The organism is Dysosmobacter sp. HCP28S3_G4, assembly GCF_052065175.1.
Classification (GTDB): domain Bacteria; phylum Bacillota; class Clostridia; order Oscillospirales; family Oscillospiraceae; genus Oscillibacter.
Map to the genome: position 1 here is coordinate 49,016 of NZ_JBQHUP010000009.1, position 17,061 is coordinate 66,076.

A 17,061-nucleotide genomic window follows, 5' to 3' on the forward strand; every position below is an offset into this window, starting at 1 on the left:
TATAGCACGGGAAATACGGGATTGCAATTCCATCCGCCGGCGTGTACAATGAAAAACGAAGAAATTAACGGATTCGTAACACTTTTGCGGCATAAGGGGGCACGGCCTTGAAACACAAACTATTCGACTGGCAGGCGGGGATCACTGTATTCGCCACGGTGGCGGCCATCCTGCTGTTCTATGATACCCTGTTCGGGAGCCGGGCGGCAGTGTCCTTTTTCCGCATTCTGTCCGGGGCGATGCAGCCAATTTTTTACGGCGCCCTCATCGCCTATCTGCTGGCCCCTACCGTCAATTTCTGGGAGGAGGCATTCTTCCACAGAAGCGTGGACCGGGCCAGGGCGGAGGGCCGGATGTGCGCCCCGATCCCCCGGGCAGTGAGCCTGCTGCTGACCTGGGCCATGATCTGCGCGGCGGCGTGGCTGCTGCTGTCCTTCCTGCTGCCGGAGCTGTACAAGAGCATCTTCCAGCTGTTCAGCAATCTGGAGAACTACTATAACATCATCAGCGGCTGGATCGCCCATCTGCTGGAGCAGAATCCGGCGGTGGAGGCCTGGGTGGCCACCCAGATGAACACCTACTACAAGGAGATGACCAACTGGCTCACCAAGGAGGTCCTGCCCCAGGCCCAGATGCTGATGACCGCCGTATCCGGCGGCATCTTCCAGGCGGTGGGCTTCGTCAGCGATCTGGTGGTGGGCGTCATCGTGTCAGTGTACCTGCTGTCCACCAAGGAGCGGTGCGCAGCCCATGCCCGGAAGCTGGTCTACGGCTTCGTCCCCCTGGAGAAGACCTACTGGCTGTTCCGGGGCATCCACAAGGTAGACCGGATCTTCTCCGGCTTCGTCCGGGGCAAGCTGCTGGACTCCCTCATCATCGGCGTCATCTGCTTCTTTGTCTGCCGGTTCCTGCAGATCCCCTATACGCCGCTGGTGTCGGTGATCGTGGGCGTTACCAATATCATTCCCTTCTTCGGACCGTTTCTGGGCGCCGTTCCCAGCATCTTCCTGATCCTGCTGGCCAATCCCATCCGGGCGGTGTACTTCCTGATCTTCATCATCATCCTTCAGCAGGTGGACGGCAACGTCATCGGCCCCAAGATCCTGGGGGACAAGACGGGCCTCTCCAGCCTGTGGGTCATCATCGCCATTCTGGTGGGCGGCAGCTTCTTCGGCCTGCCGGGGATGTTCTTCGGCGTGCCGGTGTTCGCCTGCCTGTACGCCTTCGTGTCCTTCCTCACCCGGACCCGCCTGCGGGAACGGGGGATGCCGGAGAACACCGCGGCCTACCGCACCGACGTGCCTCAGCAGGAGCGGGAGGAATGAGGAGCGGAAAGTTCTGTTTTTTCTGCCAGGGGCTTGTAATTTTCAAAGGATTCGTGTACAATGCCGTCTTGCGGGACAGTGGCGTCCCGTAAGGCGGCATTTTGCCGCAAACGGCTTGTTCACGGGTGAAAGTGACACCCGAACAGTTGCTTTACAAGTGAATAGAGCCGAATTCTGTCGGGCCGACCGCCTATGGGCGGCGGCTACGAAATGTAAGGAGAAAGAACCATGAAGAAGCGTATTTTAGCACTCCTGCTTCTGACGGCCCTCCTGAGCACTGTACTCAGCGGATGCGGAGACAGCAGCCAGGCGGCGGGGTCTCAGGGAGCGAACCAGAGCAGCGGCTCTGCCAGCACGGCGGCACCGGTCAGCAATGAGATCACGGTGGCCATCGCGCAGGACCTGGACAACAGTCTTGACCCTCACCTGGCGGTGGCGGCAGGAACCAAAGAGGTCTTATTTAATGTCTTTGAGGGCCTGATGAAGCCCACTTCAGACGGAGATCTGATTCCCGCGGTCGCTGAAAAGTATGAGGAGTCCGAGGATGGGACCACCTACACCTTCACTCTGCGTGAGGGCGTGAAGTTCCACAACGGAGCGTCGGTGACTGCGGACGATGTGGTATATTCCATTGAACGCTGCGCCGACACCACGGGGAGAGAGAAGCCCCTGGTGGAGGCGTTTTCCAATATCCAGGCGGTAGAGGCCGCGGACGACAGCACCGTCGTCATCACACTGAAGGAAGCGGACAATGAGTTCCTTTCCTATCTGACCACCGCCATCCTGCCCAGGGACTATGACGGACAGGACGACGCCCCCGTGGGCACCGGACCGTTCAAGTTCGTGTCCCGGACGCCCCAGGAGTCCATCGTACTGGAGAAATTTGACGAGTACTGGGGCACCCCCGCGTATCTGGACAAGGTGACCTTCAAGATCATCGAGAACGCTGACGCCCTGGTCCAGGCGCTCCAGAGCGGCGCCGTGGACTTCTGCGCCCACCTGACCTCCACCCAGGTGGCCCAGCTGGGTGACAGATACACCATTCTGGAGGGCACCATGAATCTGGTGCAGGCTCTGTATCTGAACAACGCCGTGGCCCCCCTGGACAATGAGCTGGTGCGGCAGGCCCTGTGCTACGCCGTGGACAAGCAGGAGATCCTGGACTTCATCGGCGACGGCCACGGCAAGGCCATCGGCTCCAGCATGTACCCCACCTTCGGCAAGTATTTTGATGACAGCCTTACCGACTACTACACCCGGGATGTGGAAAAAGGCAAGGAGCTTCTGGCCCAGGCCGGTTATCCCGACGGCTTTGATCTGACCATCACCGTTCCCTCCAACTATCAGCCCCACATCGACACCGCCGAGGTGCTGGTGGAGCAGCTGAAGGGCATCGGCGTCAACGCCACCATCAATCTGGTGGACTGGAACACCTGGGTCAGCGACGTGTACGTGGGCCGGAACTTCCAGACCACGGTGGTGGGCGTGGACGCCTCCAACATGACCGCCCGTGCCCTGCTGGAGCGGTTCACCTCCGACTACAGCAAGAACTTCATCAACTACAACAACGCGGACTACGACGCCCTGTTCCAGCAGGCCCTCAACGAGAAGGACGACGCCAGCCGCACGGACATCTACAAGGCCATGGAGCGGAACCTGACGGAGCACGCCGCCAACGTCTACATCCAGGATCTGGCGGACCTGGTGGCCATCCGGTCTGATCTGGAGGGCTATGCCTTCTATCCCATCTATGTCATGGATCTGTCCACTGTCCGGTTCAAGTAATGAGAACAACTGATCCGTCCGGGGCGGAGCGCATCCGCCCCGGGCAGACCCAATCAAGGAGATGACGAGTATGAAGTACGCGGCGAAAAAACTCTTGACGCTGCTGGTTACCATGCTCATCGTCTCCTTTCTGGCGTTTTTCGCCTTCTCCCTGGTGTCCGGAGACGCGGCCATCGCCCAGCTGGGCACCGAGGCCACGCCGGAGCGGGTGGCGGCCCTCCGGGCGGAGCTGGGACTGGACCGTCCTCTGCTGGTGCGGTACGGCGAGTGGCTCTCCGGCGCCGTCACCGGGGACTTCGGCGTCTCCGCCCACTATCAGGTGCCGGTGTCGTCCCTGCTGGCCCCACGGCTGCCGGTGACGCTGTGCCTGTCCCTCATGAGCTTTCTGATCATCGCGGCGGTGTCCATCCCCATGGGCGTCCGGTCCATCCGGTATGAGGGCCGCACGGGGCGGGGGAGCCGGGCCTTCGCTGCCCTGCGGACGGTGCTGAACCAGCTGTTCATGGCATTCCCGCCCTTCTTCTCCAGCATCCTCATCTCCTGGGTGTTCGGCATCCTGCTGCACTGGTTCCAGCCCCAGGGAAACTTTCCCGCCTTTTCGGAGGACCCCGGCGGGTTTTTCTGGTATCTGCTGTTTCCAGCGGTGTCCATCGCCATCCCCCGGGTGGCCATGACTGTCCGGATGCTCCGCAGCACCCTGCTGGGGGAGATGAACCGGGACTACGTCCGCACCGCCATCTCCCGGGGCAATGACCGGAAGGGCGTCCTCCGCCGCCACGTGCTGAAAAACGCCATGGCGCCGGTGGTGGCCTTCCTGGCCCAGACCATGGCGGAGGTCATCGCCGGTTCCATTGTGGTGGAGCAGGTCTTCGGCGTGCCGGGACTGGGCCGCCTGCTGCTGGGCAGCATCGGCTACCGGGACTGGACGGTGGTGGAGGCCATCATCGTCATTCTGGCGCTGTGGGTGGTGCTGTCCAACACCGTGGGAGATCTCATCGCCCAGCGCATTGACCCGCGTCTGCGGCTGGGAGGTGACGGAGAGTGAAAAAGAGCAACGGATATCTCACCGCCGGCTGCATTATCACGGCGGTGCTGTTCGCCATGATCCTCCTCAGCGCCTTCTGGACGCCCTACGATCCCTCCGCCATGTCCGGGGCGGAGAAGCTGCTGCCCCCGTCCCTGGCCCATTGGATGGGCACGGACAACTTCGGCCGGGACATCTTCAGCCGGGTCATGAAGGGCGCGGGCACCACGCTGGTCATCGCTCTGTGTACCGTGGCCATCGGCGGCGGCTGCGGTCTCATCGCCGGTTCCCTCACCGGCTACTTCGGCGGACGGGTGGACGCCGTCCTCATGCGGTTCAACGATGCCATGACCGCCTTTCCCAGCATCCTGCTGGGTCTGGTGTTCGTCAGTGTCCTGGGGCCTGGGACCTACAACGTGATCCTGGCTCTGGGCATCGTGTTCATCCCCAGCTTCACCCGGATGGCCCGGCCGGCCTACGCCGCCTGCCGGGACGTGAACTACGTGAAAAGCGCACGGCTGATGGGGGCCTCCAAAACCCGCATCCTGTACGTCCACATTCTGCCCAATACATTGAATGTACTGCTGCCCGCCGTCACCATCGGCTTCAACAACGCCGTGCTGGCGGAGGCGTCCATGAGCTATCTGGGCATCGGCAGCATGTCGTCCCTGGGGTATATGCTCTCCGAGGCCCAGAGCATGCTGTACTCCGCCCCATGGTACGCCTTAGGCACCGGCGGAGTGATTGTGCTGATGATCTTCGGCGTGGGCCTTATCGGCGAGGGATTGCAGCGGCGGAACGGAGGGCAGCGGTATGCTTGAGATCAGAGACCTCCATGTGAAGTTCCACAACCGGGACCGGGAGGCGGTGCAGGGTGTGTCCCTGACCATCCATGATGGCGAGATCGTGGGTCTGGTGGGAGAGTCCGGCTCCGGAAAATCCGTCACCGCCATGAGCGTGGCGGGCCTGCTGCCCCGGCGCCAGTGCAGCTACTCCGGGGAGATCCTGCTGGACGGCACGGAGCTGCTCCACGCGGACCGGTCCCTGCTGCGGACGGTGCAGGGCAGGCGCATCGGCGTGGTGTTCCAGGAGCCCATGAGCTGCATGGACCCGCTGATGAAGGTGGGCGCCCAGGTGGAGGAGACGCTGCTGCTCCACACGAAGCTGGACAAGTCCGCCCGCCGCGCCGCGGCCCTGGAGGCCCTGCGGGACGTGGAATTGCCGGAGCCGGAGACGGTGTACGGCAAGTACCCCTACGAGCTGTCCGGCGGCATGCTCCAGCGGGCCATGATCGCCGCAGCCATCGTCAGCCGTCCCGGCCTGCTGCTGCTGGACGAGCCCACCACCGCCCTGGACGTCACTATTCAGGCCCAGATCCTGGAGCTGCTGAAGAAGCTGAACCGGGAGTACGGAATGTCCATGCTGTTCATCTCCCACAACCTGAACGTGGTGCGGAAGCTGTGCGGACGGGTGGCGGTGATGCAGCGGGGCCGTCTGGTGGAGGAGGGGCCCACGGAACAGGTCTGGACCCATCCCACCCACGATTACACCAAGCGGCTCATCGCCGCCATCCCCACCCGGGACCGGAAGGAGGACACCGGCCATGGCCAATGAGGAACTGGTCCTCTCCGTCCGGCACGTCACCAGCGGCTACCGGGAGGGGGGACTGTTTGAGAAGAAGACCTTCCATCAGGTCCTCCACGACGTCACCTTCGACGTCCGCCACGGGGAGATTTTGGGCCTGGTGGGCGAGTCCGGCACCGGAAAATCCACTCTGGCGAAGACCATCCTGGGCATGGTGAAGCCGGACCGGGGAGAGGTCGTCCACTATACGAAGCGGCCCCAGATGATCTTCCAGGACCCCTACAGCTCCCTGAACCCCGCCTATCCTGTATCCTGGATCCTGGAGGAGCCCCTGCGGATCTACGGCAAATATGACGCGGCGGAGCGGAAGCGCCGGGTGCGGGAGATCCTGGACCGGGTGGAGTTGCCGGAGGAGTGTCTGGCGGCGAAGCCCTCGGAGCTGTCCGGCGGACAGCGCCAGCGGGTCAGCATCGCCGTGGCCCTGATCCAGCGGCCCCGGTTCCTCATTGCCGACGAGCCGGTCAGCGCCCTGGACGTCACCATTCAGGCCCAGATCCTGAAGCTGCTGCGGCAGCTCCGGGACGAGCTGGACCTGAGCTATCTGTTCATCTCCCACGATCTCAACGTGGTCTATCAGCTCTGCGACCGGGTGCTGGTAATGAAATCCGGCCGTGTGGTGGAGCAGGGGACGGTGGATGACATCTTTGACCATCCCCAGTGCGACTATACGAAGCAGCTTCTGGCGGCGGCACAGTAAAGGAGTTTCCCTTTGAAAGCGTTTTTCCTGCGGCATCGAAAACTGCACATCTGGCTGCTGGCGGACCTGGCGCTGCTGGCAATCTTCTGGCTGTGCCGGAGCAGCCGCCCGGTCATGACTGCCCTGGCGGGGGCCATGGGGGCGGTGCGGCGGGCCATCGGAAGGGTCTGCTATCTCACAACTGTGTCCGTCATGGAGGTGCTGTGCGTCCTGCTGGCGCTTCTGGCGGCGGCGTATGTGATCTGGAGCGTCATCGCTGTGTCCCGGCGGGGAGCGAAGCTCCGTCCGGAGGCCGCGGCGGTGAAGCTGACCCTCGGCATGGCGGCGGTGATGTCCCTGGTGCTGGGGGGCTTCATGGCTCTGGCCTGCTTCCTGTCCTATGGCGCCGTCTATTGGAGCACCGTCCTGTACGGCGTCATTCCGCCGTGGCTGCTGGCCGGGGCGGTGTGGCTGGCCATCGCCGTGCTGTGCAGCCGGGAACGGCGGCAGCGGGCCTACAGCGCCCTGCTGGGGGCCGCCTGCGCGGGACTGACGGTCTATGTGGGGTTCTGCTACCTCTGGGGCGTCAACTACTACGTGGCCGGCTTCCAGGAACTGTCCGGCATCTACGCCGAGGACGTGGCCAAGGACGATCTGGAGCGGGTGACCCGGTACTTCGCCGACCGGCTCATCGACACCGCTGATGCGGTGGAGCGGGATGAAAACGGCCTGTTCGCCGTGTCCCGGCAGGAGATCTTTGAAAAGAGCGTCCGCGTCTACGACGAGACGGCCAGGCGGTTCCCCTTCCTGGCCTTCGACGACCGGCCCCCCAAGGCGGTCTATTTCTCCCGGATCATGAGCTGCATGGACTTCACCGGCGTCTACTGCCCCTTTACCGGGGAATCCAATGTAAACGTGGACTCCCCCGCCTGCCTGCTGCCCTCCACCATTGCCCATGAGCTGGCCCACCAGCGGGGTATCGCGTCGGAGCAGGAGTGCAATTTCCTGGCCATCCTGTCCTCCACCACCTGCGGGGACAGCGCCTACGAGTATTCCGGCTGGCTGCTGGGTTACATCTATCTGGGCAATGCCCTGTACGGCAAGGACCAGAGCCTGTGGGAGCCCATCTACGCCTCCCTGCCGGAGACGGTGCGGGCGGACCTCAGCGACAACAACGCCTACTGGCGGCAGTTCCGGGACAGCACCGTGAAAAAGGCGTCCAACAGGGTCTACGACAGCTTTCTGAAGGGCTACGGAGAGGAGGACGGCCTGCAATCCTACGGCACCGTGGTGGACATGCTGGTGGCCTACTACAAGGATAGAACATGATAAAAGAACATCCCCCGCCGGAGGCTCCGGCGGGGGATGAATTTTTCGTGGGTCACAGGTCCTGACGCCCCTCCAGGGCACGGACCAGGGTGGCGTCGTCGGCGAACTCCAGGTGTCCGCCCACGGGGATGCCGTAGGCAAGACGGGTGACCCGGACGCCGAAGGGCTTCAGCAGCCGGGCAATGTACATGGCCGTGGCTTCGCCCTCGGTGTCGGGATTGGTGGCCATGATGACCTCGTTGACGCCGCCCTTGGCCACCCGCTCCAGCAGGGGTTTGATGGCGATGTCGTCCGGCCCCACATGGTTCATGGGGGAGATGACGCCGTGGAGCACGTGATAGTGGCCGTTGAACTCCCGGCTCCGCTCCATGGCCGCCACGTCCCGGGGGTCCGCCACCACGCAGATGACGGAGCCGTCCCGCTTGGGGGAGGAGCAGATGGGGCACAGTCCCCCGGCGGTGAAGTTCTGGCACACCGGACAGCAGGTGACGCTTTTCTTGGCGTCCAGAATGGCGTCGGCGAACTCCCGGGCCTCCGCCTCCGGCAGACCCAGCACATGGAAGGCCAGCCGCTGGGCAGACTTGCCGCCGATGCCCGGCAGTTTGGCGAACTGCTCCACTAATTTTTCCAGGGGTGCGGGAAAGTACTCCATAAGCGTGCTCCTTGTAGGGGATTACCGGCCTTCCGGACCGGAGCGTTTTTCAGCCCCGCAGTTCTGCAATGCGGGCGGGGATGTCCGCCGCCTTGTAGACGGCGCTGCCCGCCACCAGAACATTGGCACCGGCGGCGATGCAGGTCTTGCAGGTGACGGGGTCCACGCCGCCGTCCACCTCCAGCTCGCAGCCGGGGTTCCGCTGATCGATGAGGGCCCGGAGGGCGGAGACCTTCTCCATCTGGTCCGCCATGAACTTCTGACCGCCGAAGCCGGGCTCCACGGTCATTACCAGGATCAGATCCACCTTCTCCAGGAAGGGCAGCGCCGCCTCGGCGGGGGTCTTGGGCTTCAGGACGATACCGGCCCGCTTGCCCTTGGCGTGGATCTTGTCCAGGGCGGCGTGGATGTTCTCCTCGGTGTCGGATTCCACATGCACCGTCACCAGATCGGCGCCGGCGTCGCAGAACTGCTCCACGTACCGCACCGGCTGGACGATCATCAGATGGACGTCCAGGGGCAGTTCCGTGGTCTTCCGGATGGAGGCCACTACCGGGATGCCGATGGTGATGTTGGGGACGAACATGCCGTCCATCACGTCCACATGGACGTAGTCGGCGGTGCTGATGCGCTGGATATCCCGCTCCAGATTCGCAAAATCAGCGGAGAGAATGGAAGGCGCGATTTTAACCATAAAAAAGACCTCATTTCTTTTGTAAGATCCCAAAGAAGTGGAAGGACGGGCACTCCGGCCCGGGTGCCCCCGGACGCCGCCGGGGCATATACTACCCTGAGCGGAACCGTGCGCCCGCGACGGATCCCACGCGGCTTCCCAGGCCTGAACCTGGCGCCCTGTCGGGCGCTGCCGCTTTTTTGAATAAGGAGCCGGAGGAGGGAACGCCTTTTCCGGCTCCTGTGATTTCGCCGCCCTTATTTTAGCAAAAGACAGCAGTAAAAGCAATCCAAAAAAGCGGACAGGCACCGGATACTGACAGAACAGGGAAAAGGTCTCTGTAATGTTGCAAAAACCACTTGAATAATGAGAATATTATGATATTCTAATAAATAGGAAAGGGAAAGGAAAGCGGTGAGTGGATGGAAAAGTGGATAAACTATGACGAGCAGGCGACGCTGCTGAAGGCGCTGGCCAATCCGGTCCGGCTGCGGATCGTCCACAGCCTGCTGCGGGAGGGATGTCACAACGTGGGCTGCATGGAGCGCGGAACGGGCATGTCCCAGTCCTGCATTTCCCAGCATCTTCAGAAGCTGCGGGCGGCGGGCGTGGTGACGGCGGACCGGCAGGGCAACGAGGTGTTCTACCGGGTGTCCTCCCGGGAGGCAGCGGATCTGCTGGCCGCACTGTTCGGAGAGGAGGGAGGGGCTTATGTCCTTTGATGTACTGATCATCGGCGGTGGCCCCGCCGGACTCAGCGCGGCGGTGAACGTCCGGGCCCGGGGAAAGACGGTGTTGGTGGTGTCCAATCCGCTGGAGGAGAATCCCCTGTGGAAGGCGAAGAAGGTGGACAACTATCTGGGCCTGCCGGATATCAGCGGGCCGGAGCTGCTGAAGACCTTCCAGACCCACGCGGAGGCATCCGGGGCATCATTTCTCACCGGAAGGGTGCTGAACACCGCCATGGCTGGAGAGCGCTGGTATGTCAGCGTGGGCAGCGACGTGCAGGAGGCAGGGGCGCTGATCCTGGCCGCCGGTGTGGTGCGGAGCCGGAAGTTCTCCGGCGAGGAGGCCTTTCTGGGCCGGGGCGTCAGCTACTGCGCCACCTGTGACGGGATGCTCTACCGGGGACGACGGGTAGCGGTGCTGGGCTGGTCCGACACCGCCCGCCGGGAGGCGGAATTCCTGACGGAGATCGGTTGTCAGGTGACCTACTTCCACAATCCCCGCTCCTGCGAGATCACCGGCGGCAGCGCCGTGGAGCAGGTAAACTGCGACGGCACGGCGCTGGCGGTGGACGGCGTGTTCATCCTGCGGCCCGTCATGGCCCCCACGGACCTGTTTCCGGGGCTGGCAGCGGAGAATGGCTTCGTCACCGTGGACCGGCAGATGGCCACCAACCTGCCGGGCGTCTTCGCGGCGGGAGACTGCACCGGCGGTCCCCTCCAGGTGTCCAAAGCGGCGGGGGAGGGCCTCATTGCCGGACAGAGCGCCGCCAAATGGGTGGACAGCCACCGAAAGTAAACCGGACAGACCATGAACGCATAATCACATATCATATTGATCATAAAGGAGTAAGAATCATGGCAGTACAGCATTTCAAGACCTCTGGCTTTGACGCCGCTGTGGAGGCGGCTCCCCTGGCGATGATCGATTTTTGGGCGGACTGGTGCGGTCCCTGCCGCATGCTGGGCCCCACCATCGAGTCCCTGGCGGCCCAGTACGAGGGAAAGGCCGTTATCGGCAAGATCAATGTGGACGAGGAGCCGGATCTGGCCCGGCGCTTCGGCGTCATGAGCATCCCCACGGTGGTGTTCCTGAAGAACGGTCTGGAGTTTGACCGGAAGGTAGGCGTCATGCCCGCCGGCGCCTACACCCAGGTCCTGGACGAGAACCTGTAAAAAATCAAAGAGTCACACAGACAGCAGAAACGCCCCGCGGCCAAAAAGCCGCGGGGCATTTGCGTATCACAGGGGTCACGGCGTCTCCGTCTCCGGCACCAGCCGGGCCGACAGCTCCGGATAATCCCGGGCGAACCGGTCGTAGCAGGGCTGGGCCGCCTGGCGGAAGGCGGCGGTCTCCTCGGCGGTGAGCTCCGTGACAGTAACTTTGGCCTTGGCCCACTGGCTGAGGATGTCTGCTTCCCCCTGAAGATGCTGCTGGCGCTGGTACGCCGCTGCATCCCGGCCGCACCGGTCCACGATGGACTGGAGCGCCGGGGACAGGGAGCTGTAGAGCTCCTCGTTCATGAAGAAGTACAGACAGCCGTAGATGCCGGTCCACCGGGTCAGATACTTCTGCACGCTCTGGACGGAGGCGGCGTCGGCGGTGACCAGAAACTCCTCCTGACCGTCGTATGTACCGGTGCGGAGGGCGGTAAACACCAGCGGCCAGTTGGCGGTGATGCAGTCGGCGCCCCACAGGCGGTAGGCCTCCTGGATCAGGGGGGAGTCTGTCACCCGGAGCTTCCGCCCCCGGAGATCCGCCGGGCTGGTAATGGGGGACAGGCTGTTGGTGGGACAGCGGAAACCGCTCTCTCCGATGCCCAGACTGTGGAGACCGTACTCCGCCAAAACCTCTCCCAGAGCGTCGCCGGCGTCGTCGTCCAGACGGGCCGCGGCGTCCTCTGAGGAGGAGAACAGGAAGGGCAGGGACACCGCCCCCAGCCGGGAGTCCTGCTGTTCGCAGGTGAGGCTGCTGTACAGCCCCAGGGAGATGGAGCCGTCCGCCACGCCCCGGAAGCCCGCCTGCGGGTCGCCGTCGGTGAGGCCGTCAAAGGGATGGAGGGTCACGGTGACGGCACCGTTGGTGGCCTCGTAGATGGCGTCGGCAAAATACCGGGCCGCCGATCCCTCGCCGGACCGCTCCGCGCCGGAGAAGGACAGGGTCCAGGTCTGGGCCTCAAATTCAATGATCTCGGGATCGCTGCCGCTATCGCCGTGATTCCCGCAGCCGGACAGGAGCGTCAGCGGCAGAACCAGGGCCAGCAAAAGAGAAAGAAAGGTTCTCATGGGCCAGTATACTCCTATGGAGAACTCCGGCATGTCCGCCGGAGGAATGATTGTGGAAAGGCGACTGCGCGGCTACTGCCGCACGAATAAACCGCTCTGCGGTTTGTTCACTGAGGGTATTATAGCATATGTGGATCTGCTGACAAGAGAATAAAGTATGAAGAATTGGTGACAAATTCTTAAAAAGATCGTTTCGGACGGCACTTCGGGAATGAAAGCAGGCGGAGGCCGTCAGCCTCCGCCTGTTGGGGTCACTGGAGCTTCGCCACGGTGGCGAAGCTGAAAAAGCCGCGGGCATCCCGGCAAACGCCGGTGTAGCCATCCCGGAGCGTATAGTCCATCCCGGTGAAGAACAGGGGTGTCAGCGGGCAGTCCTCCATCAGCAGGACTTCCGCGTCGTGGAGACAGCCCCGGCGGGCGCTCTCATCGGTGGCCCTGCCGATGATGGTCAGCAGGGTGTCGAAGGCGCTGTTGTAATAGCCCACCACATTCCGCTTGCTCTGGGATTCCCAGGGTGTCAGGAAGCTCTCGGCGTCATTGACGTAGCCCCGGATGTCCTGTACCGCCAGCGTGTACTCCCCGGACGCCAGCGCACTGTTCAGTTCCGCACTGGTGACGATCTGGGGGATGACGGTGACGCCCAGTACATCGCGCCACATCTGCACCATGGCGGAGACCGCCGCCTGACGGCCCTCCTCTGCTACGTAGAGCAGCGTGACTCCCGGGAAATGAGAGCCGCTGCCATAGCCCGCCGTCTCCATCAGCCCCGCGGCCTGGACGCAGTTGGCGTCGTATTCCTCCGAATCACAACTGATGAGTTCACCGCCCACGGTGCGGAAGTCCGCATCCTCCGTATCCGGCACACCGTAGGGCACCAGACCGGTGGCGGGAGTGTTCTCCACGCCTGCGGCGGCGCTGACGGCGATCCGGTCCAGAACCAGGGAGAAGGCGTTCCGGACAGCCGGGTCATTGAAGGCGTCGGACGCGGTGTTGAACAGCAGGGCGCAGGTGTTCAGCTCCGACCTGGGACTCCAGGTCTCCTCCTGGGCCAGCTCCGCCAGCCGGGTCTCGGGCAGCGGGGAGACAAAGTCCACCGTCTCCGCCTCGTACATGGCCCAGGCATCCTCGGGGGTGCCGGCGTAACGGAAGGTAATGGTATCCGGCCCGCCGATGCTGCCGGTATACGTACTGCTCTTCCGCAGGGACAGGGAGTCGTTGTTGTAGCTCTGAACGGCGTAGACGCCGTTGGTCACCAGCTTGGTGTAGTCGGAGTACCAGGTGGCCGTACCGGTGCCGCCATCGGCCTCCGCCAGTTCATTGGCCGCGATGGCGTTGGCCTTCAGCCGCTGGACCACGTCCTCCCGCAGTGGCACCGCGGCGGGAGCGGTGCAGACGTCGGTGAGGAACCAGTCGCAGGCGCTGTTGAGGGTCACCACAAAGGTTTCGTTGTTTTTGGCCTCCACGGCGAGATAGGTAGTGTCGCCGGTGGACTGGACCTCGTCGTATCCCTTGACAATGGACATCAGGGGGGCGTTGGGGGATTTGCAGACGGGATTGGCCAGACGGCGCCAGGCATAGACGAAATCCTGGGCGGTCACCGCCGTGCCGTCGGACCACTTGGCGCTGCGCAGACGGAAGCTGTAGGTCACGGTGCCATCCTTGTTCTCCTCCACGCTGTAGCTCTTGGCCAGACCGTTGGTGACGATGGTGCCGCCGGAATTATCCGCGGCGATCTTCATCAGATTCTCATACAGATGGCTGATGACCGTCATATCCTGGGACTTGGCGGCGTAGATGGGGTCCAGGGTGGCAGGTGCCTGTCCCAGACAGACGGACAGATCCATGGTGGTTTCATCCGCCTCCAGACCGCAGCCGGACAGCAGGCCGAAACAGAGTACCGCTGACAGGAGTCCTGCCGCGGCACGTTTCCAGATATTCATTTGGGAATCGTCTCCTCTCAGGGGAAATCCAGATAAAAGCCGCCGGGGCCGGACGCGCTGCCGCGCCTGCCGGAGGCGGTGGATTTATGATAATGCATTTTGCGGAAGTGCTCTGACACTTCTGAGAAAATACGCATTGTAACAATGTCTGAATTTCATCAGGAATGGCCATTGTTGATGAAATTGCACGGCGTTGCCGAGGGAACAAACCACGATGCGGTTGATTCAGCAGACATTATTATACGTGGATTTTTCCCGCTTGTAAAGGCAGATGACGGAAAAAGTAACAAATAATTACAAAGTTTTGGTTTTGTTCACAGATCCTGGCAGATCCGCCGCCAGACACCGGAATGGGAACCGGAGACAGTTGGAAGAAAGAGAGGATCCGTCGCGAAACAAAACGGGAGGCGGGCTATGCCCGTCTCCCGTCAGGCTGTCGAAAAAGTCCATTGGACTTTTTCAACAGCCTTCACAATGCCTCGCTTTTCTGCCCGCGCATCGGGCCGAAAAGCTGCCGCTGCGCGGCGCAAACGCCTGCTGACACAGGCTTTTTGCAGGCATTCGATCCAATACGAGGGGGCTCCCGCCCCCTCGTACTCCCCCTGCAAAAAAGGACTCTTTTCCTTCAGGCAGGGTTTTTCGACAAGCTGACGGGAGGCGGGCTATGCCCGTCTCCCGTTTGTCATTCAGATGGGGTGTTCCTTCAAATATTCCAGCCACCGGACACAGCCCTTCGTGTTCAGATGAATGCCGTCGGTGGTCTCTTCCGCCCGGAGGCAGCCGTCCTCGCCGGTGACGGCGGATGCCACATCCAGATAGGTACAGTCCTTCTCCTCCGCCAGTTGGACGATGATGGCGTTGAACTCGGCGATGCGTCCGTTGTTGACGTAGCTGCCCTTGGCCTCCTGTTTGGCGCTGATGGGCAGAATGGACTGAAGGGCGATGCGGGCGTCGGGATGGCTCTCCCGCACCCGGTCGATGAGCTTGGCGTACTGGTCGTGGAACTGTTCCGTCTTGGGCCAGCCCAGCTCATTGACGCCCAGCATGATGTAGAGTTTGGAGAATTCCAGCCCGTCTAGGGCGTCCAGCATGGAGACCTTGCCCTGCTCCGTCTCCTGGGTGGCCTTGGAGAAGACGCTCTCCACCGTGGCGCCGGTGGCAAACAGGTACTGCCCGGTCTCCAGTCCGGAGTAGAGGTGGAAGCCCTCGGTCCGGGAGTCTCCCAGGAATACCGCGTCCTCAAAATAGGAGTCCTCCACCGGCGCATCCGGAATGTCCGGCTCCGATGCCGAGGACGACTCCTCCGGCTGCTCCGGTTCCGCCGCCCGTACCTGCGGGAGGGCCTCCGGCGGAAGCTCCGCCGCCTCCGGCGCGGACTTCTGAGTGGGGAAGGCCGGTATCTCCGCGGACACCGAGACCGGCGCTGCCTGGGGTTCTGCTTCGCGTTCTCCTGAAGCCCCCGCCGATACCGTAGGGGTCAGCAGCAGACAGACCATCAGCAGTGCGCCTGCCAGAAACCGTATGCTGCGCCGTGGACGCCGCAGTTCTCTCTTACCCATGTCCCGCTCCTTTTCATGCACATGACCGATTCTCTCTGATATTTATTAGACGCAGAAACGGGATAAAAAGTCGAAACAAAACGATAAAAATTTGGTATCAAATGATATCAGTTTTTGTAATTTCTCCTTTTTCTTCCAGACACTCACTTGGTCAGATCCTGGGGATAGGCGCCGGAATCGTGGAGCTTCTGCAGCTCCCCGGCCACCCGCTGGCGGTCCTCATGATAAGTCATGCCGAACCAGTGGTCCGCAGAGTGGAGCACCGACACCTCCAGCCGTCCGGCCTGGAGCTCGGATTCTACCATCAGGGGCAGCAGGCACTCCGCCTTCAGGTTTTCGCCGGCCTCGTTCCGCAGGAAGTATTCAAAATAGTCCTTCAGCCGGGGGAAGATGGAGGGGGCAAAGCCCCAGAAATTCATGGACACCACCGTGTTCGCCGGAAGAGAGCGGTCCTCCGCCAGATCCTTCAGCGTCCCGTCGGGATAGAGCTGGACCTTCAGCGCCTCCCGGACGGACTGCAGGCGGTCGTTCTCCACAGTGCAGATGCCCCGGGAGACGGTGCCGTACAGGCTGGCGGTGTTCTTCAGCAGATAGCCCACCATGGTGGCCTTGCCGTCCTCCGGCAGGCGCACCAGCTCCTGATAGATGGTCCGGTAGGCGTCGATGCCGTAGTAGTCGTCGGCGTTGATGACGCAGAAGGGCTCATGGACCGTATCCGCCGCGCACAGCAGGGCGTGGACAGTGCCGAAGGGCTTGGTCCGTCCCTCCGGAATGTGGTAGAAGGAGGGCACGGAGGAGAAGTCCTGATACACATAGGCCACCTCCACGGGAGAGCCGTCCGCGGCGGTCTTCTTCGCCAGATAGCCGCCCACCAACTCCTCCATCATCTGCCGCATCTCGGGCTTGATGATGAACACCACCTTATTGAAGCCGGCCCGAAGGGCATCATAAATGGAATACTCCATCAGGATCTCATGATGAGGCCCGATGCCGTCCACCTGCTTGCTGCCGCCGTACCGGGAGCCCAGTCCCGCCGCCATGATTACCAGAGAAACTTTCATATGAACCTCCATGCGCGTCTTTGCGCTGTATCTGCCGGAAAAGCTCCCGGAAGGGGGCGATTCCCGTTTTCATCCCACGTCCGGGACGTGCCCGGACAGTGACTCTAGTATAAGCATACCCTATTTCCGCATCGATTTCAACTGCTTGTAATCGTTTGTATCCCACACAACACTTTTTACCAGCTCCTGGGAAAGAACTACCGGCGGCGTGCTGGCGGAAAGGGCGCGGGAGGCCTTCGGACGGACAAAAAGGCGGGGGGGGGGGGGGGGGGGGGGGGGGGCGGCCCCGCCCCTTTGTTTTTTTTATATTGTTTTTTTTTTTTTTTTTTTTAAAAATACTATAAAATCTTTGTTTGTTTTTTTAAAATATATTTAAGAAAAA

Annotated in this window: 17 protein-coding genes; 11 read left to right on the forward strand and 6 right to left on the reverse strand. The window is 62.1% G+C overall.

Annotation, left to right across the window (positions count from 1 at the left end):
• The first annotated feature begins 107 nt into the window (after positions 1-107).
• The 7 genes from ACTNBU_RS03875 (at position 108) to ACTNBU_RS03905 (ending at position 7,783) form a co-directional block, all read left to right on the forward strand.
• The gene (locus tag ACTNBU_RS03875) at positions 108-1,325 is read left to right on the forward strand and encodes an AI-2E family transporter (RefSeq protein ID WP_441030964.1); all 1,218 of its coding nucleotides are present in this window, start codon (positions 108-110) and stop codon (positions 1,323-1,325) included.
• A gap of 228 nt (positions 1,326-1,553) precedes the next feature.
• Positions 1,554-3,110, forward strand: coding sequence for an ABC transporter substrate-binding protein (locus ACTNBU_RS03880; RefSeq protein ID WP_441030967.1), 1,557 nt, complete (start codon positions 1,554-1,556; stop codon positions 3,108-3,110).
• A 70-nt stretch (positions 3,111-3,180) separates the two neighbouring features.
• Entirely contained in the window at positions 3,181-4,155 is a 975-nt protein-coding gene (locus ACTNBU_RS03885) for an ABC transporter permease (RefSeq protein WP_441030969.1), read from the forward strand.
• Positions 4,152-4,955 (forward strand): ABC transporter permease, encoded by an 804-nt coding sequence (locus tag ACTNBU_RS03890; RefSeq protein WP_441030972.1) that lies wholly within the window; start codon positions 4,152-4,154, stop codon positions 4,953-4,955. The genes ACTNBU_RS03885 and ACTNBU_RS03890 overlap by 4 nt, the downstream gene beginning before the upstream one ends.
• Positions 4,948-5,748, forward strand: coding sequence for an ATP-binding cassette domain-containing protein (locus ACTNBU_RS03895; RefSeq protein WP_441030975.1), 801 nt, complete (start codon positions 4,948-4,950; stop codon positions 5,746-5,748). Before ACTNBU_RS03890 ends, ACTNBU_RS03895 begins: the two co-directional genes overlap by 8 nt.
• On the forward strand, positions 5,738-6,475 hold the full coding sequence (locus ACTNBU_RS03900; protein ID WP_441030978.1) for an ABC transporter ATP-binding protein: 738 nt from the start codon (positions 5,738-5,740) through the stop codon (positions 6,473-6,475). Before ACTNBU_RS03895 ends, ACTNBU_RS03900 begins: the two co-directional genes overlap by 11 nt.
• Positions 6,476-6,487: 12 nt before the next feature.
• Positions 6,488-7,783, forward strand: a complete 1,296-nt coding sequence (locus tag ACTNBU_RS03905) for a DUF3810 domain-containing protein (RefSeq protein WP_441030981.1) — start codon at positions 6,488-6,490, stop codon at positions 7,781-7,783.
• Positions 7,784-7,835: 52 nt separating this feature from the next.
• Here ACTNBU_RS03905 and recR read toward each other — a convergent pair whose 3' ends face one another.
• Positions 7,836-8,435, reverse strand: a complete 600-nt coding sequence (gene recR / locus ACTNBU_RS03910) for a recombination mediator RecR (protein WP_441030983.1) — start codon at positions 8,433-8,435, stop codon at positions 7,836-7,838.
• A 49-nt stretch (positions 8,436-8,484) separates the two neighbouring features.
• Positions 8,485-9,129: a ribulose-phosphate 3-epimerase gene (gene rpe / locus ACTNBU_RS03915; RefSeq protein WP_441030985.1), complete on the reverse strand. Its 645-nt coding sequence runs from the start codon at positions 9,127-9,129 to the stop codon at positions 8,485-8,487.
• Positions 9,130-9,530: 401 nt separating this feature from the next.
• On the opposite strand from rpe, the gene ACTNBU_RS03920 reads away from it, so the two are divergent.
• The 3 genes from ACTNBU_RS03920 to trxA are packed head-to-tail and all read left to right on the forward strand — an operon-like array spanning position 9,531 to position 11,009.
• Positions 9,531-9,830, forward strand: a complete 300-nt coding sequence (locus tag ACTNBU_RS03920) for an ArsR/SmtB family transcription factor (protein WP_441030988.1) — start codon at positions 9,531-9,533, stop codon at positions 9,828-9,830.
• A complete protein-coding gene (locus ACTNBU_RS03925; protein ID WP_441030991.1) occupies positions 9,820-10,632 on the forward strand; it encodes an NAD(P)/FAD-dependent oxidoreductase in 813 nt (270 codons plus the stop codon). Before ACTNBU_RS03920 ends, ACTNBU_RS03925 begins: the two co-directional genes overlap by 11 nt.
• Positions 10,633-10,691: 59 nt before the next feature.
• The gene (trxA, locus tag ACTNBU_RS03930; RefSeq protein ID WP_441030994.1) at positions 10,692-11,009 is read left to right on the forward strand and encodes a thioredoxin; all 318 of its coding nucleotides are present in this window, start codon (positions 10,692-10,694) and stop codon (positions 11,007-11,009) included.
• Positions 11,010-11,084: 75 nt separating this feature from the next.
• On the opposite strand, the gene dctP is transcribed toward trxA, so the two are convergent.
• Positions 11,085-12,119 (reverse strand): TRAP transporter substrate-binding protein DctP, encoded by a 1,035-nt coding sequence (dctP, locus tag ACTNBU_RS03935; RefSeq protein ID WP_441030997.1) that lies wholly within the window; start codon positions 12,117-12,119, stop codon positions 11,085-11,087.
• Positions 12,120-12,370: 251 nt separating this feature from the next.
• Positions 12,371-14,059 carry a peptide ABC transporter substrate-binding protein gene (locus ACTNBU_RS03940; protein ID WP_441031000.1) on the reverse strand — a complete coding sequence of 563 codons (1,689 nt, stop codon included), beginning with the start codon at positions 14,057-14,059 and terminating at the stop codon, positions 12,371-12,373.
• Between the two features lie 144 nt (positions 14,060-14,203).
• Here ACTNBU_RS03940 and ACTNBU_RS03945 point away from each other — a divergent pair, with 144 nt between their 5' ends.
• Positions 14,204-14,353: a hypothetical protein gene (locus tag ACTNBU_RS03945; protein WP_441031003.1), complete on the forward strand. Its 150-nt coding sequence runs from the start codon at positions 14,204-14,206 to the stop codon at positions 14,351-14,353.
• 392 nt (positions 14,354-14,745) lie between these two features.
• On the opposite strand, the gene ACTNBU_RS03950 is transcribed toward ACTNBU_RS03945, so the two are convergent.
• Positions 14,746-15,618 (reverse strand): GDSL-type esterase/lipase family protein, encoded by an 873-nt coding sequence (locus ACTNBU_RS03950; RefSeq protein WP_441031005.1) that lies wholly within the window; start codon positions 15,616-15,618, stop codon positions 14,746-14,748.
• A gap of 143 nt (positions 15,619-15,761) precedes the next feature.
• Complete coding sequence (locus tag ACTNBU_RS03955) at positions 15,762-16,679, reverse strand: nucleotidyltransferase family protein (RefSeq protein ID WP_441031008.1); 918 nt, start codon at positions 16,677-16,679, stop codon at positions 15,762-15,764.
• Positions 16,680-17,061 lie beyond the last annotated feature (382 nt).